Below are 18,440 nucleotides of genomic sequence, written 5' to 3'. Positions count from 1 at the left end.
CCTCGCCGGAGCGGATGCGGGGTTCAATCGGATAAGTGGCGTCCGGAGCCGGCTGACCACGCCGAGTAGACCGTGGCCAGCACCCTCGCCTGCGTACGGTCCATGACAGCCCAGTTCTGGTTCGTCAGGAGCACGAAGACCAGATCCCAGGCCGGGTCGATCCACAGCCACGTTCCGGTCGCGCCGTCGTGTTCAATGACGTCCGCCGATCCAGGCAGGGTGGAGCGCCCATCGATGCTGCCCTTGCGCCAGGTCAGGCCGTAGCGGACCGGCATCACCAGGTCACCCTCGATCTTGAAGATTCCTCGGGTGTGATCGCGACTCATCAGCTCCATCGCGGCGGGCGAGAGGATCTTGCTGCGGCCGGCGCTTCGGTCCAACAGCAGGGTCTGGCCGAGCTTGACCAGATCGGGAGCCGTGGCGAACAGTGCCACGCCGGGCCAGTTCAGCGTCGCGAAGTAGCGGATGACCTCGGCTGAGGTGGTGGTGCCGTCATCGGTCAGGCCAACCGGCGGAATCACCCGCTGCCCATGGCCTTCCTGCCACGGATCGAAGCTGATGTCGGCCATACCGGCCGGGTCGAACACCCGCCGCCGAAAGTAGTCGGGATAGTTCATGCCCGTGAGGCGGGTGATCGCCTCGGCCAGCACGGAGAACCCACCGGTGTAGTAGTGGAACCGGGATCCGGGCGGATGCTCCAGGTGCGTCGCGCAGACGGACTGCACGATCTGGGCTGCGGTAACCCGGTCCCGGCGCCAGGACTCCCAGGGAATGCCTTCATCGATCAGGCCGGAGGTATGGGTCAACAGATGCCAGACCGTCACCGCCTCCTTGCCTCCGGCACCGAATTCCGGGACATAGCGCGCGACCGGCGCCGACAACGCGAGAAGGCCGTCGTCGACCAGCGTCATGACAGCCGTCGCGGTGATGGCCTTGCTGATCGAGGCCAACATGTAGATGCTCTCGACCCCCGCGCCGGGCACACCACCTTCGCCGAATGCTTCACAACGAACAACCTCGGAAGCGGTGGCGACCGCGAGCACCGCCGTCTGCATCTCGCCCTCTCGAACGGCGTCGGCCACGATCCCGTACGCGCGATCCAGGCGTTCATGATCAATTCGCATCTAGGCACAGTAGATTCGAGTAGCTGACAATGTGATGGCAGCCATCGGCTCAGGGAGCGTGAGTAATTGGCACCAAAGTCGCCCGGTACCGGGACCGTGCGGCTGCATGAGGCGGTCGTCCTGGTCGAACGCCAGCATGCACTCATCGAAGAACTACGAAGTTCCGCACCACGCCACCTGAGCGCAGCCAGACTCGCGCAACGCACCGGTACGTCCGTCCGTACGGTCGCCCGCGATATCGCCCGACTCTGCGCCGCGGGAGTCCCCATCGACGTTCGCCACGGACCGGGCGGCGGCTACCGCATCGATGCACGAACAGCATTACCTCCCATCACTCTCACGCCGGGCGAGGCGGCCGCATTGATCTCATCCCTCGTCGCGGTCGGCCCCTACGTATCGACGGCCGCAATGAGCAGCCTCGACAAGTTGCTCTCCGCCCTCACGAACGTCCCCGAACCCGGCCAACACGTCCCCGAGAGCCCGTGAGGAACTGCTCGAACGGATCCCCCGCGGACTCGGCTCTCCCGTGCGCGGCCGATAGATCAGGTTTTGCGTATATAGAAGTTTGGTTATTCTTTCCGCATGGACGTGTTCGAAGCGGTGGCCGACCCGAGCCGGCGGAGCGTGCTGGAGTTGCTCGCCGACGGCGAGCAGCCGGCCGGAACCCTGGTCGCCACCCTGCCGAGTTTGAGCCAGCCTGCGGTGTCCCGGCACCTGCGGATCCTGCGCGAGTCCGGGCTGGTCGAGGTCAGACCGGAGGGGCAGCGCCGGATCTATGCGCTGCGGCCGGACGGACTGACCGAGATCGACCGGTGGATCGGCCGCTATCGCAGGTTCTGGGCCGATCATCTCGACTCGCTCGAGCGGCACCTGGAGCGTTCGACCGATGCCTGATCAGCACGGAACTCTCGACCATGATCACGACGGACCGGTGATCAGCTTCGTCCGGCGGCTGCCGTACCCGATCGAGACCGTGTGGGCAGCCCTCACCGACCCGGAGCAGCGGCGGCAGTGGTTCGGCCCGACCATGATCGACGGCCGGGAGGGCGGCCGGATCGAGCTGGTGCCGACCGGCCCGGCCGCTCCGGTCCCGGACAAGCGGATGACCGGACGGATCCTGACCTGGGACCCGCCCCGCGTCCTGGAACACGAGTGGCGGCAGGCGCCGATCGAGGACGGCGTGGTCCGGTACGAACTCGAGGCGGAAGGTGACGCGACGGTGCTGCGCTTCACCCACCGCGGCCTGTCCGAGCCAAACGGCCGCGGCTTCCTGCCCGGCACCCACGCCTACTTCGATCGCCTCGCGGCGCACCTGTCCGGAGCGGCCATGCCCAACTGGATCCGCCGGTACGAGGAGCTCGAGCCGCACTATGCCAGCCTCGCGACGGGATCCGGGGAGCGATGATGCCGACAGAGAAGGCGACTCGGCGGCTCGCCGCGATGTTGTTGTTCGGCGGCAGCATGCACTTCCTCGCGCCCGACTGGTTCGACAAGATCATTCCGTCCGGACTGCCGGGCCGAACCCGTACCTACACCTACCTGTCCGGCGCCACGGCCCTGGCGATCGGCGCCGGCCTGACCACCGCGGGAACCAGGCGCCCGGCCGCCATGGCCGCGACCGCATTCCTGATCGGCGTCATGCCGGCCAAGATCAAGTTGACCCGGGACTGGCTGCACAGCGACAAGCCCCGCTGGGTCAAGGCGCTCGGCGTCGTCCAGCTCGCCTGGCAGGTCCCACTGATCGTCGACGCGATCAAGGCCGGTTCCGACCGACCGTGACGGCCCGACCTCAACCTCACGTCTTGGCCGCGATCACCCACTGGTAGGTCACGTGACCGTTGTACCAGGTGACAACCTCGTCGGTCTGGACGGTGAAGCCGGCTGCAAGAAGGAGCTTGCGGTTGGTCTCAGCGTCGTAACTGCTGGTCACCATCGGCACGCCCAGGAAGTCCGCGACGACGTCGACATTGCGATGACCGAGAGCGGCGAGGAACCGGCCACCGGGTCGCAACCAGCCGGCGATACGCCGGAACAGAGCACCGTGGTCCTCCCTCGGGAGGTGCGGAATTGCGTAGAACGCGGTGACCAAGTCGAAGCTCTCCGGAGGGAACTCGAGCGCACTCATGTCGGACTTGATGAACTGCGCGTCGGGCACATTGCGCCCGGCCAGTTCGATCTGAGCAGCAGAGAGGTCGACGCCCGTTGCGTGACCCCGCTCCGCGAGCACCGCCGTGCACGGCACCCCGGCGCCGCAGCCCAGATCGAGCGACTCGGGCCGCGCTGTGATCTGGTTCAGGACCTTGTCGAGGAAACCGAGCCGTGGATCGTCCGCGATCTCACTGACCCACGCCTGGTAGGGCACGGCGATCTCGTCGTAGCCGGCCTCCACCAGCCCGTCCTGACCCCGTCGCATGGCCAGGAGGCTAGTCGCCGACTCCACCCAGGTCTCCACAGATAGCCATAAGTACAAGCCGCCATTTGTGGTACGGTCGCGCCATGGCCACCGAACCCGGCGCCGACCTCGACCTCGCCCTGCGGGCGCTGGCCGACCCGAATCGGCGGGCGATCCTGGCCGTCGTCCGGAACGGGCCGCGGCCGGTCGGGCAGATCGCGGAGGAGGTCGGGCTGTCGCAGCAGACGACGTCGCACCACCTCGGCGTCCTCCGTACGGCCGGGTTGGCGAGTCGCGCCACGGAGGGCACCCGGCATCTGTTCGCCGTGAACACGGACGGGCTGGCGGCGGTGCGGTCGTACCTGGACGACTTCTGGCCGACGAAGCTCGCCGCGCTCAAGGCCGCCATCGAATCGCGGGAGGACGACCGACGTGGCCGCCTTTGAGACGTCGATCGAGATCGAGGCGCCGCCCGAGGTGGTGTTCGAGTATCTGACCACCGACGCCGGGATGACCGCCTGGATGGGCCAGCACGCCAGCCTCGACCCGCGGCCCGGCGGTCGGTTCGCCGTCGACATCGCCGGGTACGCGATCCGCGGCGAATATCTGCACGTCGAGCCCCCGCGCCGGGTGGTCGTCTCCTGGGGCAGCGTCGGTGCCGCGGAGTTGCCGCCCGGGTCCTCGACCGTCGAGTTCGTCCTGACCGCGACCGCGGGCGGAACGCTGGTCGAGCTGACCCACGCGGACCTGCCCGAACCTGATCTTCCCGGTCACCAGGACGGCTGGCAGCACTTCCTGCCCCGCCTGCGGATCGCCGCGACCGGCGGCGAGGCCGGCGCCGATCCCTGGCGCCCGGGAACCGACCGACAGCACCGAGACCACCAGGAGAACTGATCATGACGCTGAGCACCGCCCACACTGTCGTCCGGGACTACCACCGGGCGTGGACCAGCGGCGACGTCGACCAGGCGATGACCCTGGTCGCCGACGACATCACCTGCCGAGCCCCGGGAGTCGACCTGGTCGGCAAGGAGGCCTACCGCGAGTATCTGGCGGGCTTCGCGCCGATGCTCACCGAGATCGGTGACATCGCCGATTTCGCCACCGAGGATCGCGTCGCGCTGTTCTACTACCCGCGCACGGCGACGACCGCCGACACCCCGGCCGGCGAGTGCTTCACCGTCCGGGACGGGAAGATCGTCGAGAACATCCTGGTCTTCGACCGGCTCTCGTACGGGCCGCCGGCGAATTCGTAGCGACGCCGCTGTCCGATCGGGCCGGCTGGGTTCGTCGTAAGGGTGAGCGGACGCCCGGACGGGGCGGACCACCGACCCGAAACGGAACCCGATCATGAACACCACCGGCCAGGACCAGGAGAAGAAGAGCCTTCTCAAGGCGAAGCAGCTGCTGCGCGTGCTGTCGGCGCAGTCGGCATCGACGTTCGCCAACCAGGTGATCGCCCTCGTCGTACCGTGGCTGGTGCTGACCCGCACCGGCAGCGCGGCGAGCGCGGGCACCATCGCCTTCATCATGGGCATCGCCGCCCTGGCCGGGACGCTGACCGGCGGCCTGGTCACCGACCGGATCGGCGGCCGCCGGGTCTCCGCGCTGGCCGACAGCCTCAGCCTGATCACGGCGCTGATGCTGGCCGCGGCGCTCTGGCTGGACTCCTTCTCGCTCTGGCTGGTCGCCGCGACGCAGGTCCTCGGAGTCTTCTTCGACGGACCGGGCAACATCGCGAAGTCCACCATGGTCCCGGCGGCCGCCCAGAAGGAAGGCATTCCGATCACCCGCGCGATGGGTTCGTCGCAGACCCTGCAGGGCGTCGCGACCTTCGTCGGGCCGATCACCGCGGGCCTGCTGATCGCGACCGTCGGTGAGGCGAACACGCTGCTGGTCACCACGGTGCTCTTCCTGACCAGCATCGTGCTGGTGGCCCGGCTGCCGAAGCAGGTGATCACGCACGAGCGTCCGATGTCGCCGGTCCAGGCCGTCCGTGACCTGCGCGAAGCGGTCCGCTTCCTGATCAAGGAACCCTTCCTCGGCAAGATGCAGCTGGTCGGCCCGCTGATGGGTGCGGTGATCATTCCGATCTCGGCGTTGATCTTCCCGGCCTGGTTCGTCTTCGGCCAGCAGGACTCCCGGGCGCTCGGCACCTTCCTCGGCGCCGGCGCCGTCGGCGGCATGGTGGGCGGCGCGATCTTCGCCGCGCTGGCGCAGAAGCTGCCCCAGCGGACCTGGCTGATCGGCGCGACCGGCCTGTACGGCACCGCCCTGCTGGGTCTGTTCTTCCTGCAGCCCGGCTCGATCCCGGCGATCATGGTCAGCTTCGTGGCCGGCACGATGATGAGCGTGATGTTCGCGGTCCCGTTCACCGCCTTCTACGCCCGTACGCCGCAGCGACTGCTGGGCCGGGTCGGCAGCCTAGGCGCCGCCAACGGCGCCCTGTTCGGCGCGGTCGCCTCGCTCGGCTTCGGCTACTTGATCAACAACGTGTCCGCACCGCAGGCGCTGCTCGCCTCGGCCGCGATCATGGTCGGCATCGCCATCGCGTTGACCGCGTTCCCCTTCGTACGGCTGCTGGACCGGCCCACCGAGCCGGCCGAGACGCCGGATGCGGAAGCGTCCGAGTTGATCTTGACCGGGGACGCCCGCTGACCCCGCACCAGCCGCGACCGCTCGCGTGAAACACAGAGCCCCCGGACTCCATCAGGAGCCGGGGGCCTTTGTTTTGTGGGGTCCTACGCGTCGCAGGTACCTTCGGACTTCTCCTGGAAACCGTCGTCCAGGATGTGCCAGGCGACCCGGTTCTTGACGATCTTCTGGGCCCGGTCCGCCGGAACGTACGGCGGCAGGTCGCTGATCTTGCCGACCATGCTCCAGTCGGCACCACTGCCGCCCACCGGACGTTGCATCCAGGACCAGCCATTGGCCAGCCGCTCGATGCGGTACTCGCTCCCGGCCTGAAGTTCGGCCCGCGCGGCGTCGCTCGACGTCGCCGGAAGGACGACCAGGTCCGTGGCCTGGAATTCCGTCTCGGACTTCCGCTCGGTCGGGAAAATCGGTGCATCCATGTCATTCACCTTCCGTTATGGGATATTGCTCCACGATCACGTTCCTGTCCGCAGGCAGGAATTCGATCGTGTCGCGCACGGCTATATCCCCCGAATAGGCGCTTTCGTTACGGAGGAGCAGGGCAGCGCCCGCACCCATCGCCAACAAGCTTTGCTCATCCGTGGTAGCAAACCTGGCCGAGGTCTCAACCCGCCACCTCGTCTCAGGCATCCCCGCCCCCTCTAACGCTGCCACCGTCCCGCCTGGAATGTCCCGAGGGTTGTCCAGACCGGCCTTGTGCGCAACGTCCAGCGGATAGCTGGACTCCTCCAGAGACCACGGGATCCCGTCGATCCTCCGGAGCTGCCGACGCACGACGACCATCGTCTCCGGCTCGATACCGAGTCGGAAGGCGATCGAGTTCGGCGCCGGAACGATGCGCATGTCGAAGTCCGAGGACGGCTCGCCGATCTCCTTGGCCCGTTCGGACCACTCGTGAGTGAACGGAGAGACGTGACTCGGATGTGGCAGCACGGCTGGGTTCCTGACCACCATGCCGTCCCGACCTCGTGTCGCCACCAGGCCTTCGGCCTGAAGCTCGGCCACCGCACGGCGCACCGTCTCTCGCGAGACGTTGTAAAGCCGCTCAAGCTCCGTGTAGGTGGGCAGCTGGGCACCGCGAGTGAGTTCCTTGCCGCCGACAGCCCGGCCATTGATGATGGCCGACCGCAGGTCATCGGCGATCTCGCGATACCTCGACACGACCTGCAGCATAGCCCAACACTGGCAGATCAGTCTGTGGTTTTTGGTCTTGACGTACTAGACCGATAGGAGGAAGGTAGTTCTCGGCAGGTCGGGGTGTCGGACGGTACGCATACCCCGGCGCCTTGGCCTCGCCTCCAGGACTAGCGGATGGAGGCAAGACCCGATGGCGGGCGAGTTGGTTGAACACCGGGTGCAGCTCTGGTTCGGGCAGCACCTGCTCCGGGAGTATCGCGCCGAGCCCACAGCGGCTACGGAGTACGCGAAGGCCATGGGCCTGCGCTTCCCGGGCATCATGATCAAGGTCGACCGGGCGGCCGTGGATGGCCTGGTTCACCTTCCCTGCGAACAACTCTGGACTGTCATGACCCCTTGATCAGCGGTTCCCGGTGATCATGGAGTACGAGGCCGCCGCCACCCCCGAAGGTTACGGCCACGCGATTCATGATCACGCCGGTCCAGGCTCGGCCGGCCGGCGATCACACAGCACCATCCCCTGACCCCTCTGGGCGCTCGACCGCGGTCAAGATCAACGGCGAAGCCGCGGCCGCCAGGCCGGGTCGTAGTCGGGATGGCCCGCATGGGCCAGGGCCAGCGCGCGCTGGATCGCGACGGTCAGCGCGTCGGCCTCACTCTCCGGGTCGTCCCCGAAGATCGAGTCACCGATCTCCTCGTCGGCCCAGTCCGCTCCCCCACCGCCGCCGAACCAGTCGGCCGCGCCGAACGCGGCGCTCTCGACCCAGTCCCAGTCGGCGTCCCGGGTGGCCTCCTTGCGCAGCCGTACGCTGAGCGCGAGCAGGGCCCGGTGCGACTCCCGCAGCGCCGGATCGGCCAGTTCCTCCGTGCGTGCCTGCACGAACGCCGCCAACCGCTTCCGTTCCTTACGCTTCACCGCAGACCTCCCTCGTTCGGTACGAGTCGTCAACGGTAGGCAGCACCGCGCAGGGACACATCACTCTTTGGAATGATCATGACCCGCCGCCCGGAGGCGCGGGCGGACCACCGCCCGCAGCCGATGATCACGGAACCGCTCCGGGTCAGGACTCGCCGGGCCGCTCCTCGTCGTGCACGACGAGGCAGTCGGGCCCCGGAAAGACCAGGCCCTCGCTGCCGTCGGCGTGGCGGACGACATAGGGCGGGGCACCGTCGGAGCCACGGACCTCGATGATCGTGCTGTGTTGCTCCGCGTCGCCGACCTTGCGACCGTGCACCAGGAGCCTGTCGCCGACCTTGGCCTGCATCAGCCATCACCTCCTGTTCCGAGGATAGAAGGGACCGACCGGTTTGGCGATGGTTGTCAGAGATCGACGGCGGTCCGGGCGAGCTGGGCGATCGCACCGAGCTCCGGGCAGTCCGACCCGATCCGGTTGCCCACCGGCCCAACCGGCTGTTGATCACCGATCCGGATCAGGAAGCCGTCGTCGAACGTCCTCGACGGCCGGCACAGCGGCCCGGTCGCGAGTACCGTCAGCGCCTCGAGCTGCGGAGCCTCGAGCCGACGGGTCTGCAGCACCCGGTCCGCCGTCCGCAGCGTCGCCTGCCCGGTCGGTCCCAGTTCGACCCGCCGGCCGGTGGGTCGCCCGGAGGCGATCTCCTGGACCAGGATCGGCGGCGGCGCCGGCGCCTCCGGCAGCGGCTCCTCGAAGTTCCCCTCCCAGAACGGCTGCAGCAGCGCGGTCAGCTTGTCCCACTCGGGCGCCGGCGACGGAGCGCAGGGGTCCTCACGACGCGCGGTGAGCGCCCCCATCCGCAGCGTCGCGACGAAGGTGTCGGAGCACCGCATCTCGTCCGGCCGCGGCCTGGCCGCCTCGCGACGAAAGGCCTCGGATTCCAGCAGGGTGCCGATCCGGTCGAGGGTCTGCCGCCCGATCCGGCCGGCCGCCGGGCTGTCGGTGAGGACCAGCCCGATCCCGTCATCGGGCGTCACCCGGAGCTGGCGGAAGATGCCGGCGACGCCGCCAGTGACGGTCACGGTGAAGGCGCCGAACGGGGTCAGCGGCAGCGGCTCCGGCGGCAGCAGGGCGCAGCCGGCCGCCGTCGTTCCGAGAGCGGCGATCAACAGGCCGGCCCGCCGGTGGAAGCCGCGCCGGGTGATCATCATCCCGCGAGTATGCCGCACCCCGCGGCCGCCGGACCCGACTCGACTTTCTAGAATCTGCATTCTAGTATTCGGGTCCATGGGCCGCCGCCGAACCTTCGATCCGGACGTCGTGCTGGACGGTGCGATGCACGCCTTCCGCCGGTACGGCTACGCACGCACCTCGGTCGAGCAGCTGGAGCAGGCGACCGGGCTGAGCGTCGGCAGCCTCTATCACGCGTACGGCGACAAGGCCGGACTCCGTCGGGCGGCGCTCGACCGCTACCTGTCCGGGTTCGTCTCCGCACGGCTGGACGCCCTGGCCGGCCAGGCCGCGACGCTCGATGATCTTGAGCGCTACCTGCTGCAGTTGTTCGCGCCGCCGCTGAACGACGGCTTCGGCTGCCTGATCACCAACAGCGCGATCGAGGTGGCGAGCGAACCCGCCGCCGAGCGCGACCTCGTCGTCCGGGCCCTGGAGCTGATGCGGACCCGGTTCTCCGAGGTCCTCGGCCGGGAGCTCGGCACGGCCGCGGCCGGCCCGGCCGCCACCCGGTTGCTGCTGCTGGCCCAGGGTGTCCTTGTGCTGGCCAGGGTCGGGCTGCTCGACGACACCGCCGAGGCCGCGGTCCGCGACGAGTTCGCCCGGCTGCGGGCGGATCGCGGACGTACCAAATCTTCTTCGAGGAAAGGGAAAAATCCATGATCACCCACCTGCACCCGACCAGCATCGCGCCGTCGCCGTTCCTCAGCCCGGGCGTGCTGATCACCCGCCCTGACCGGACGCTCTACGTCTCCGGCCAGGTGGGCGTGACCGCCGACGGCCGGGTCGGTGACGGCATCGCGGAGCAGACCAAGATCGCCACCGGCAACCTGCGCGCGGTGCTGGCCGAGGCCGGGATGGGGGTCGAGCACGTGATCAAGTACACGATCTACCTGACCGATGCCGCCGACCTGCCCGGCTTCCTCGAGGCCGGCGCCGACGCGGTCCCCCAGCCCGGCCCGGCCGGCACTCTGCTCATCGTCGACCAACTGGCCGACCCCCGTCTCCTGGTCGAGATCGAAGCCGTCGCCGCGGCCTGACCTCGCCGCCGCAGCTGTCGGATCAGAGGGTGGAGCCGAGGCCGGTCAGGGTCGTGGGGTCGAGGCGGTGGCGACCGTCGCGGACGGCGAACAGGCCGCTCAGCCGCGGCAGCCAGGCCGCGTTGGCGGCCGGCATGTACTGCGGCGAGTTGAGCTCGAGGCCGTTGATCGGGTCGAGGTGCGCGGCGAGCAGGTGGGAGTGGATCGCGGCGAGGCCGGGATTGGTCAGGTCCTGCACGGTGATCAGCAGGCCGCGCTGCCGGGCCCAGGCCGCGGCGGCCAGGGCGACGCTGTGGCCCTTGCAGGTCTTCAGCGCCAGCCCGCTCCAGCCGCGGGCGCGCGCCGGTTCGAGCTGGTCCAGCCCGGTGAAGCCCTCGTCAAGCAGCACCGGCTTGCGGGCGGCGACCGGATGCCAGTCGAACTCCTCGAACGAGGCCCGCGGCGTCGGCTGCTCGAGATAGTCCAGCCGGGCGTAGGCCTCCGGGCAGTCCCGCTCGACGGCCTCCAGGTACGCCAGCACGGCGCCCGGGTCCGGGCTGGCCTCGTTGGTGTCGACCGACAACCGGGGCTCGCGGGTCCAGCCCGCGGCGGCCCTGAAGATCTCCACGGTACGGGCAGCGTCGGCGGCCGGTTCGCCGGACAACTTGAGCTTGAACCGGCGGAAGCCCCGCGCCCGGACCTGATCACCGACCGCGGCAAGATCATCGGTCATCCCGATCAGCCACCAGCCGGGCAGCTCCCGCCGCGGCGGCCGGAGCGCCTCCCGGACCGCGCGCACGGTGCCGCCGGGGAACAGCCGATCCGCACTCGGGATCGCCGCATCCTCGTCGTAGAAGGAGAACGCGGACCGTCCGACCAGCTGCCCGACGGCGTCGTGCAGCGCCGCATCGTACGGGCTCGCCGACACCGACCGGGCCAGCATCGGCGCCGGATGATCATGGTCGGCGGCGACGCTCGCGTGCAGCCGCAGGCCCAGCTCCAGCGGATGCGAAGGCCCGCCGGTCCGGTCCCGCAGTGACGCCCCGATCCCCCGGCCGTAGTCGATCATGGCCGCCAGCTTGGCCTCGCGCGGCCGGTCCGCACCGGGCCAGGCCCACAGGTCGCTCAGGCAGATCGAGCCGCGGCCGACCGCGGTGCGGCCGCCCGCCGTCACCCGCACGGTGGCGGTCAGTTCGATCAAGGTCGTGACGGACCCGCTGCTGATCACCAACGGGGTCTGGAGTTCGTGGGCGGACAGCGAGGACTCGGCCTCGACGACCGAGCAGGAGGAGAGGTCGATCATCGGGCGGCGGCCCGCGCCTCTTCGTACTCGCGGCGGATGTCGTCGCCACCCTCGGCGCGCCAGCGGTCGACCACCTCGCTCCAGCCGGACACCGGCTTGCGGCCCTGGATGATGTCGCCCACCTCACTGTTGATCATGGTCGTCAGCGTCGGGCCCTTGGCCGAGTCCGTCGACGAGTAGAGCCCGATCGTCTCCAGCGGCAGCGCGTCCGGCCCGACGGCGTTCTCGTACGCGCACTCGGCCCGGGTCACCTGCGGCCCCTCCGGCGTGTACATGATGTTGGGGTAGCCCGGGAACTGGGTCACCGGCCACTGCTCGACGGTGCCGAGCTTGGTCGGCTTCGGCCCCTTGATCGTGTCGTCCCAGGTCCAGTCCACGCCCTCGAGCCCGTACTGCGCGTCGAGCCACTGCTGGGTGCCGAACGAGGCGCCGAGACAGTTGAGCACCCGCAGCAGCATCCGGATCCGGTCCGGCGGAGCGTCCTTGCGGATCGCGATCATGGCCGACTTCGGCTGGCCGAGCTGGACCGGCGCCGGGCCGCCGCCCTCGAACCGCGGCGGGATCACCGGCGACACGGCGAGGTCGGGAGCGCCGGCGCGATAGGTCGAGTAGGCACGGGTGAAGCCCATCCCGCCGACCTGGAACAGCATGAACCGCTCGCCGGAGAACAGCGGCACGAACTGCGGCTGGCCGAACGAGTCCGGGTGGAACAGACCTTCGGACCACATCTTGGCGACGAAGTCGAGCCAGTCGGGATAGGCCTCGGACTCCACCTCGTGCCGGAACGTCCCGTCCTCGACCTGCCACACGTTGGGCAGACCGAACATCAGCTTGATGAAGTTCGCGGTCGGCTGCACCATCGCCCACCGGTTCTGCTTCGGGTCCGTGACGGCGCGGCACAGTTCCAGGAAGGCTGCTCCGGACTCCAGCTCGATCGACTGGCCGAGCCGTTCGATCACGTCCAGCCGTGCCTCCAGCCGGGTGCCGATCGGCAGCAGCGGCACCGGCACGCCGTAGATCCCGCCGGCGTAGACACAGCTGCGCCAGGCGTCGGTCGGCAGGTTGGCCAGCATCGGATAGTCCTTGATCGCATCCCCGGCCACGTACTCGGTCAGGTCGGCGAAGGTCGCCGGCAGAAGTTGATCAAGACGCGGCACGGACGGAATCCGGACCAGGTCCGGCAGACCGCCGCCGGCGATCATGGTCTGGAACTTCTGCTGGTAGTTGGCGTCGGCCACGTACTCCAGCTTCAGCGTCGAGCCGAGCTGCTGGTTCACGTTCTGCCACCAGCGGTTGCTGTGCATCGGCGGCGCCGCACTGATGCTGGTCACGGTGAAGCCGGTGACCTCGCTGCCGTCGCCGGGCGGCTCGGTGACCGCGTCGTGCGCCGGACGCGGGTAGCTGAGGAACCCATCGACGGCATTCGGGTGCTGAGCCGGAAGATCAGGCTTCACGGCGTCGAACCGGACATGCTCCGGCAGCGCCACCCCGGCGTTGCGCTGCCCGGTGTCGCGCTCACCGGCACCGGTCGCGCAGCCGGCCGCGAGCGGCGCCACCGCCGAGGCGACGGCGAGCCGCCCGCCGTGGGTCAACAGGGTGCGTCGGTCCATCTCGATCTCCTCCGCTGCACCGTCGTCAGCGACGATGCCGGTCGTTGTGGTGCCGGGAGCGTTCGAAGTACGCGTCCAGCGGCTCGATCTCGTACTCGGCGAGCAGGCCGGCCACCGGCACCGCCGGGTCCTCGCCGGTGATCATCACGGCACCGAGCTCGCCCGGGTCCGTGATCGTGACAGCCCTTCCACGGGCTCGTTTCAGAGCCTTCAGGCCCGGCCGGTTGAAGTCCAGATGGACGACGGCGCAGTTGGTGTTGATCATGGTCGTCACCGTCGGGGCGTAGTTCGTGCTGGCCGCGATCCGGCGCCCGACCGGCGACCAGGCATCGCTAGTCAGGTTGCCGACCCCGACCGACGCCACGAAGTGGGATCGCAGCTGGTAGGCCCAGTAGGGCTGCATCGTGCCGCCGTGATAGCGCGAGGGGAAGATCATCAGGTCCGGTTGCAGCGGCCGGTAGCCCTCGAGCAGTTCGAGGAAGTTGAGGTCGAAGCAGATGGCTGCGCCGATCCGGCCGAAGTCGGTCTCGATCACCGCCGGGCCACAGCCGGGCACCAGCCCGAACTCGGTCTCGGTGACCACCAGCCAGTTCTTCGCGTACGAGCCCGCCTCGACCCCCGACCGGTCGATCACGGTCACGGCGTTGCGCCAGATCCCGTCGGCGTCCGGCATCGCGGACGCGTAGCCGAGGTAGCAGGAGGCCGACCGGGCCAGCTCGGCCAGCGCGGGGCGCATCGCCGCCTGCATGGCCGGCTGCAGCGCGATCCGGGCGGCCGGGTCGATGCCCTCGTAGCGGTCGCACAACTCGGGCAGCAGGATCAGATCCGGCCGGTCCGGCAACACCGCCTCGATCTCGGAGCGCCAGAACGCGACCATCGCGTCGACCAGCCGGTCCTCGCTGCGGCCGGGCCCGGGATAGGCCGGCGGCACCACGCCCACGGCGCTCACGACGACCGGACGGCGGCTGGCCTGCTCGGACATAGCGCCTCGACCCCAGTTCCCAATTAGGACTATTTGCCAGACTAAAACGAGGTTAGGCCGCGCCCGTTCCGGGCGTCAAGGGGAAACGTGAGCAGGCGAGACTCGTACAAATAGATCACTGAGCTGAACGAACTAGGGAGAGTCAGCCGAGCAGCAGGGCCGGCAGATCGCGCCGCTCGCCGATCGCGGCGACGGTCGCGCTGGTGACCACGCCGTCGGGATCGATCAGGAAGGTGCCGCGCCGGGCGCAGCCGAGTTCGGCGTCGAGAACGCCGTAGGCCGCCGCGATCCGGCCGTGCGGCCACCAGTCGCTGACCAGGTCGTACGCGAGCCGCTCGGCGTCCGCGTACGCACGCAGGGTGAACATGGCGTCACAGGAAAGGGCCAGCACGGTGAGGTCACGCTCGGCGAGCCGCGGAGCGAGCTCACGCAACTCGGCCAGTTCGGAGGTGCAGATGGACGAGAACGCCCACGGATAGAACACAAGGGCGACCCGGCGTCCGCGCAAGGCGGACAGCCGGATCTCCTGTCCGTGCTGATTGGGGCCGCGGAAGTCGGGCGCGACGGCGCCCGCGACGACGGGTTCTGCGGGGGGCTTAGCGACGGGCACTCTTGGGGCGGACCAGCTTGTTCGCTGCCCAGTCGGCGGACACCGTTGCACTGACGGTGACGGACAGACCGGCGGACACCGCGGCCTCGTTGACCTCGGCCGGATCGACGAACCCCTCGCGTCCGACCTTCGGCGTCAGCAGCCACACGTACCCGTCCTCGGCCAGGTCGGTCAGCGAATCGACCAACCCGTCCGCCAGGTCGCCGTCGCTGTCGCGCCACCACATGAGGACGACGTCGGCTGCCTCCATCACTTCTTCGAACAGCTCGCTGTCGATCGTGTCCTCGACCATGATCCGGACGTCTTCGTCAACGTCCTCGTCCCAGCCGAGTTCCTGAACGACCAGACCGCTGCCAAGCCCAAGCTTGTTGTCCCCGGTACCTACGGTCTCGGGCCCTGACGAGCTCACTCCCCTGCCTCCACTCGAAATCCCGCTCCCCCGGAGTCCGCCCTGGTCATCTGGACGGAACCCGAGGGAATCCTTGTGGCGCCAAGCCTGCCAGAGCCGCGCGTGATTGGGGAACCCCGGACACATTTCGGCGCGTCATGCCACGACGGACTAGTGTCGTGTCGCCGTCGATTCGGCCGTTGGGACGCGGTTGAGACAACGTTCCGACGGAGTGACAGGATTGGACGCATCCGAGATGTACGGTCCCGGCACACCCCGCCGGGAGTTGATGAAGAGGAGCCTTCAATGGCCAAGCCCGGACCCCGACCGGCCATCACCGCCGAGGGTTTGCCGTCGCAGATTCCCGATATCGATCCCGAGGAGACCGGCGAATGGCTGGAATCCCTGGACGGTCTGCTCGACGAACAGGGCCGACACCGGGCCCGATTCATCATGCTGAAGCTGCTGGAGCGCGCCCGCGAGCGGCAGATCGGTCTGCCGGCCCTGCGCAGCAGCGACTACATCAACACGATCCCGCCGGAGTCGGAGCCGTGGTTCCCCGGTGACGAGCACGTCGAGCGACGGATCCGTGCCTTCATCCGGTGGAACGCGGCCATCATGGTCAGCAAGGCCAACCGCAAGGGCCTCGAGGTCGGCGGTCACATCGCGACGTACCAGAGCGCAGCGAGCCTGTACGAGGTCGGCTTCAACCACTTCTTCCGCGGCCACGAGCATCCGGGCGGCGGCGACCAGGTCTTCTTCCAGGGCCACGCCTCCCCCGGCATCTACGCCCGCGCCTACCTCGAGGGCCGGCTGAGCACCGATCACCTGGACGGGTTCCGGCAGGAGGTGTCCCGCGGCCAGGGCAACGGGCTGTCCTCGTACCCGCACCCGCGGTTGATGCCGAACTTCTGGGAGTTCCCGACGGTGTCGATGGGCCTGACCGGGATCAACTCGATCTATCAGGCCCGGTTCAACCGCTACCTGCACAACCGCAAGATCACCGACACCTCGGAGAAGCGGGTCTGGGCCTTCCTCGGCGACGGCGAGATGGGCGAGCCCGAGTCGCTCGGCGCGATCGGCCTGGCCGCCCGCGAGGAGTTGGACAACCTCACCTGGGTGATCAACTGCAACCTGCAGCAGCTGGACGGCCCGGTCCGCGGCAACGGCAAGGTGGTCCAGGAGCTCGAGTCGATCTTCCTCGGCGCCGGCTGGCACGTGATCAAGGTGCTCTGGGGCCGGGACTGGGATCCGCTACTGGCGGCCGACCGCGACGGCGTGCTGGTGAACAAGATGAACACCACGCCGGACGGCCAGTTCCAGACCTACTCGGTCGAGGACGGCGCCTACATCCGGGAGAACTTCTTCGGCGGCGACCCGCGGCTCAAGCAGATCGTGGCCGGCCTCTCCGATGATGATCTTCGTCATCTGTCCCGCGGCGGCCACGACTACCGCAAGGTGTACGCGGCGTTCAAGGCGGCCACCGAGCACGTCGGCCAGCCGACCGTGATCCTGGCCCAGACCGTCAAGGGGTGGACGATCGACGCGCTCGAGGCGCGCAACGCCACCCACCAGATGAAGAAGCTCACCACCGACGACCTGAAGGCGTTCCGGGACCGGCTCTACCTGCCGATCGCCGATGATCAACTGACCGACGCCTACAACCCGCCGTACTTCCACCCGGGCACCGATTCGCCGGAGTACGAGTACCTGCAGGAGCGGCGCAAGGCGCTCGGCGGCTACCTGCCGGAGCGGCGGGTCAAGCCGACGATCATCAAGCTGCCCGGCGACGAGGTGTACGCGCCGCTGATGGAGTCGGCCGGCGAGAAGGCCAAGGTGGCGACCACCCAGGCGTTCGTCCGGCTGCTCCGCGACCTGATGCGGGACCCGGAGATCGGCCGCCGGATCGTGCCGATCGCGCCGGACGAGTTCCGGACCTTCGGCATGGACTCGATGTTCCCGACCGCCAAGATCTACTCGCCGCACGGGCAGACGTACGACTCGGTCGACCGCAAGCTTCTCCTGTCCTGGAAGGAATCCACGGACGGCCAGCTGCTGCACGAGGGCATCTCCGAGGCCGGCGCGATGGGCTCGACGATCGCGGCCGGCTCGGCGTACTCGATGCACGGCGAGCCGATGATCCCGGTCTACATCTTCTATTCGATGTTCGGGTTCCAGCGGACCGGCGACTCGATCTGGGCCATGGCCGACCAGCTGGCCCGCGGCTTCATGATCGGCGCCACCGCCGGCCGGACCACGCTGACCGGCGAGGGCCTGCAGCACGCCGACGGGCACTCGCCGCTGCTCGCCAGCTCCAACCCGGCCGTCGTCCACTACGACCCGGCGTTCGGCTTCGAGGTGGCCCACATCGTCAAGGAGGGGCTGCGCCGGATGTACGGCTTCGGCACCGACGATGATCATCCCGAGGGCGAGAACCTGATCTACTACATCACCGTCTACAACGAGCCGGTGCACCAGCCGGGAGCGCCGGCCGACCTGGACGTCGACGGTCTGCTGAAGGGCATCTACCACTACGCTGCCGCCCCGCAGGTGGAGAACGCGCAGCCGGCCCAGATCCTGGCCTCCGGCGTCGCGATGCCGAACGCCCTGGAGGCGCAGCGGATCCTGGCCGAGGAGTGGGGTGTCGCCGCCGACGTGTGGTCGGTGACCTCCTGGAACGAGCTGCGCCGGGACGCGGTCGAGGTGGAGAAGTACAACCTCAACCATCCCGACGAGGACCGTCGCTGGCCGTTCGTGACGCAGGCGCTGCACGGCAAGCCGGGACCGGTGGTCGCGGTGAGCGACTACATGCGCGCGGTGCAGGACCAGATCGCGCCGTGGGTGCAGCACACCTGGTGCTCGCTCGGCACCGACGGCTTCGGCTTCGCCGACACCCGCGCCGCCGCCCGCCGGTTCTTCCAGGTGGACGCGCAGGCCATCGTCGTCGCAACGCTGCAGTCGCTGGCCCGGGAGGGCAAGTACGACCGGCACGCGGCCGCCGCGGCCTACCAGAAGTACTCGCTGGGCGACCCGACCGCCGTGGCCGGTGTCGCGCAGGAGGGCGCCGGCGCCTGAC

At 68.9% G+C, this 18,440-nt stretch carries 24 protein-coding genes; 12 read left to right on the top strand and 12 right to left on the bottom strand.

Features of this window, described 5'->3' with window-relative positions:
* Positions 1-23: 23 nt before the first annotated feature.
* Positions 24-1,124, bottom strand: coding sequence for a serine hydrolase domain-containing protein (locus ACFQU4_RS00370; RefSeq protein WP_377485526.1), 1,101 nt, complete (start codon positions 1,122-1,124; stop codon positions 24-26).
* 96 nt (positions 1,125-1,220) lie between these two features.
* Between ACFQU4_RS00370 and ACFQU4_RS00365 the strand changes: the two genes are divergently transcribed.
* From ACFQU4_RS00365 to ACFQU4_RS00350, 4 genes are all read left to right on the top strand, one after another.
* Entirely contained in the window at positions 1,221-1,610 is a 390-nt protein-coding gene (locus ACFQU4_RS00365) for a helix-turn-helix transcriptional regulator (protein WP_377485524.1), read from the top strand.
* Between the two features lie 96 nt (positions 1,611-1,706).
* Positions 1,707-2,018, top strand: a complete 312-nt coding sequence (locus ACFQU4_RS00360) for an ArsR/SmtB family transcription factor (protein WP_377485522.1) — start codon at positions 1,707-1,709, stop codon at positions 2,016-2,018.
* Positions 2,011-2,529, top strand: a complete 519-nt coding sequence (locus ACFQU4_RS00355) for an SRPBCC family protein (protein ID WP_377485520.1) — start codon at positions 2,011-2,013, stop codon at positions 2,527-2,529. Before ACFQU4_RS00360 ends, ACFQU4_RS00355 begins: the two co-directional genes overlap by 8 nt.
* Positions 2,529-2,903 carry a hypothetical protein gene (locus ACFQU4_RS00350; RefSeq protein ID WP_377485518.1) on the top strand — a complete coding sequence of 125 codons (375 nt, stop codon included), beginning with the start codon at positions 2,529-2,531 and terminating at the stop codon, positions 2,901-2,903. Before ACFQU4_RS00355 ends, ACFQU4_RS00350 begins: the two co-directional genes overlap by 1 nt.
* A 16-nt stretch (positions 2,904-2,919) precedes the next feature.
* On the opposite strand, the gene ACFQU4_RS00345 is transcribed toward ACFQU4_RS00350, so the two are convergent.
* Complete coding sequence (locus tag ACFQU4_RS00345; RefSeq protein ID WP_377485516.1) at positions 2,920-3,537, bottom strand: class I SAM-dependent methyltransferase; 618 nt, start codon at positions 3,535-3,537, stop codon at positions 2,920-2,922.
* Positions 3,538-3,620: 83 nt separating this feature from the next.
* Between ACFQU4_RS00345 and ACFQU4_RS00340 the strand changes: the two genes are divergently transcribed.
* The 4 genes from ACFQU4_RS00340 to ACFQU4_RS00325 all read left to right on the top strand — a co-directional run bounded on the left by ACFQU4_RS00340 (position 3,621) and on the right by ACFQU4_RS00325 (position 6,174).
* Positions 3,621-3,962, top strand: coding sequence for an ArsR/SmtB family transcription factor (locus tag ACFQU4_RS00340; protein WP_377485514.1), 342 nt, complete (start codon positions 3,621-3,623; stop codon positions 3,960-3,962).
* Positions 3,949-4,410: an SRPBCC domain-containing protein gene (locus ACFQU4_RS00335; RefSeq protein ID WP_377485512.1), complete on the top strand. Its 462-nt coding sequence runs from the start codon at positions 3,949-3,951 to the stop codon at positions 4,408-4,410. The genes ACFQU4_RS00340 and ACFQU4_RS00335 overlap by 14 nt, the downstream gene beginning before the upstream one ends.
* A 2-nt stretch (positions 4,411-4,412) precedes the next feature.
* Positions 4,413-4,772, top strand: coding sequence for a nuclear transport factor 2 family protein (locus tag ACFQU4_RS00330; RefSeq protein WP_377485510.1), 360 nt, complete (start codon positions 4,413-4,415; stop codon positions 4,770-4,772).
* A 94-nt stretch (positions 4,773-4,866) separates the two neighbouring features.
* Positions 4,867-6,174 (top strand): MFS transporter, encoded by a 1,308-nt coding sequence (locus ACFQU4_RS00325; protein WP_377485508.1) that lies wholly within the window; start codon positions 4,867-4,869, stop codon positions 6,172-6,174.
* Between the two features lie 83 nt (positions 6,175-6,257).
* Here ACFQU4_RS00325 and ACFQU4_RS00320 read toward each other — a convergent pair whose 3' ends face one another.
* Together ACFQU4_RS00320 and ACFQU4_RS00315 are read right to left on the bottom strand one after the other, a co-directional pair.
* Positions 6,258-6,590, bottom strand: a complete 333-nt coding sequence (locus ACFQU4_RS00320; RefSeq protein ID WP_377485506.1) for a hypothetical protein — start codon at positions 6,588-6,590, stop codon at positions 6,258-6,260.
* A gap of 1 nt (position 6,591) precedes the next feature.
* Complete coding sequence (locus ACFQU4_RS00315; protein ID WP_377485504.1) at positions 6,592-7,344, bottom strand: GntR family transcriptional regulator; 753 nt, start codon at positions 7,342-7,344, stop codon at positions 6,592-6,594.
* 154 nt (positions 7,345-7,498) lie between these two features.
* On the opposite strand from ACFQU4_RS00315, the gene ACFQU4_RS00310 reads away from it, so the two are divergent.
* Entirely contained in the window at positions 7,499-7,708 is a 210-nt protein-coding gene (locus ACFQU4_RS00310; RefSeq protein WP_179749047.1) for a hypothetical protein, read from the top strand.
* A 153-nt stretch (positions 7,709-7,861) separates the two neighbouring features.
* Here ACFQU4_RS00310 and ACFQU4_RS00305 read toward each other — a convergent pair whose 3' ends face one another.
* From ACFQU4_RS00305 to ACFQU4_RS00295, 3 genes are all read right to left on the bottom strand, one after another.
* Entirely contained in the window at positions 7,862-8,224 is a 363-nt protein-coding gene (locus ACFQU4_RS00305) for a hypothetical protein (RefSeq protein ID WP_377485502.1), read from the bottom strand.
* A 145-nt stretch (positions 8,225-8,369) separates the two neighbouring features.
* A complete protein-coding gene (locus tag ACFQU4_RS00300) occupies positions 8,370-8,573 on the bottom strand; it encodes a DUF1918 domain-containing protein (protein WP_377485500.1) in 204 nt (67 codons plus the stop codon).
* 56 nt (positions 8,574-8,629) lie between these two features.
* On the bottom strand, positions 8,630-9,433 hold the full coding sequence (locus tag ACFQU4_RS00295) for a hypothetical protein (RefSeq protein ID WP_377485499.1): 804 nt from the start codon (positions 9,431-9,433) through the stop codon (positions 8,630-8,632).
* Between the two features lie 76 nt (positions 9,434-9,509).
* On the opposite strand from ACFQU4_RS00295, the gene ACFQU4_RS00290 reads away from it, so the two are divergent.
* Together ACFQU4_RS00290 and ACFQU4_RS00285 are read left to right on the top strand one after the other, a co-directional pair.
* Complete coding sequence (locus ACFQU4_RS00290; protein WP_377485497.1) at positions 9,510-10,115, top strand: TetR/AcrR family transcriptional regulator; 606 nt, start codon at positions 9,510-9,512, stop codon at positions 10,113-10,115.
* Positions 10,112-10,492 (top strand): RidA family protein, encoded by a 381-nt coding sequence (locus ACFQU4_RS00285; protein WP_377485495.1) that lies wholly within the window; start codon positions 10,112-10,114, stop codon positions 10,490-10,492. Before ACFQU4_RS00290 ends, ACFQU4_RS00285 begins: the two co-directional genes overlap by 4 nt.
* Positions 10,493-10,514: 22 nt before the next feature.
* On the opposite strand, the gene ACFQU4_RS00280 is transcribed toward ACFQU4_RS00285, so the two are convergent.
* The 5 genes from ACFQU4_RS00280 to ACFQU4_RS00260 form a co-directional block, all read right to left on the bottom strand.
* On the bottom strand, positions 10,515-11,774 hold the full coding sequence (locus ACFQU4_RS00280; RefSeq protein WP_377485493.1) for an enolase C-terminal domain-like protein: 1,260 nt from the start codon (positions 11,772-11,774) through the stop codon (positions 10,515-10,517).
* Positions 11,771-13,384 carry a hypothetical protein gene (locus tag ACFQU4_RS00275; RefSeq protein WP_377485491.1) on the bottom strand — a complete coding sequence of 538 codons (1,614 nt, stop codon included), beginning with the start codon at positions 13,382-13,384 and terminating at the stop codon, positions 11,771-11,773. Before ACFQU4_RS00275 ends, ACFQU4_RS00280 begins: the two co-directional genes overlap by 4 nt.
* A gap of 25 nt (positions 13,385-13,409) precedes the next feature.
* Positions 13,410-14,366: a carbon-nitrogen hydrolase family protein gene (locus ACFQU4_RS00270; RefSeq protein WP_377485490.1), complete on the bottom strand. Its 957-nt coding sequence runs from the start codon at positions 14,364-14,366 to the stop codon at positions 13,410-13,412.
* A 142-nt stretch (positions 14,367-14,508) separates the two neighbouring features.
* Entirely contained in the window at positions 14,509-14,976 is a 468-nt protein-coding gene (locus ACFQU4_RS00265; protein ID WP_377485488.1) for a peroxiredoxin, read from the bottom strand.
* Positions 14,963-15,385 carry a DUF3052 domain-containing protein gene (locus ACFQU4_RS00260; protein ID WP_377485486.1) on the bottom strand — a complete coding sequence of 141 codons (423 nt, stop codon included), beginning with the start codon at positions 15,383-15,385 and terminating at the stop codon, positions 14,963-14,965. Before ACFQU4_RS00260 ends, ACFQU4_RS00265 begins: the two co-directional genes overlap by 14 nt.
* Positions 15,386-15,670: 285 nt before the next feature.
* Here ACFQU4_RS00260 and aceE point away from each other — a divergent pair, with 285 nt between their 5' ends.
* The gene (gene aceE, locus ACFQU4_RS00255) at positions 15,671-18,439 is read left to right on the top strand and encodes a pyruvate dehydrogenase (acetyl-transferring), homodimeric type (RefSeq protein ID WP_377485484.1); all 2,769 of its coding nucleotides are present in this window, start codon (positions 15,671-15,673) and stop codon (positions 18,437-18,439) included.
* Position 18,440 lies beyond the last annotated feature (1 nt).

The organism is Microlunatus sp. GCM10028923 (assembly GCF_042666975.1).
Classification (GTDB): Bacteria; Actinomycetota; Actinomycetes; order Propionibacteriales; family Propionibacteriaceae; genus Microlunatus.
The sequence above is the reverse complement of the archived record's forward strand: the minus strand, read 5'-3'. Positions and strand labels throughout refer to the sequence as shown.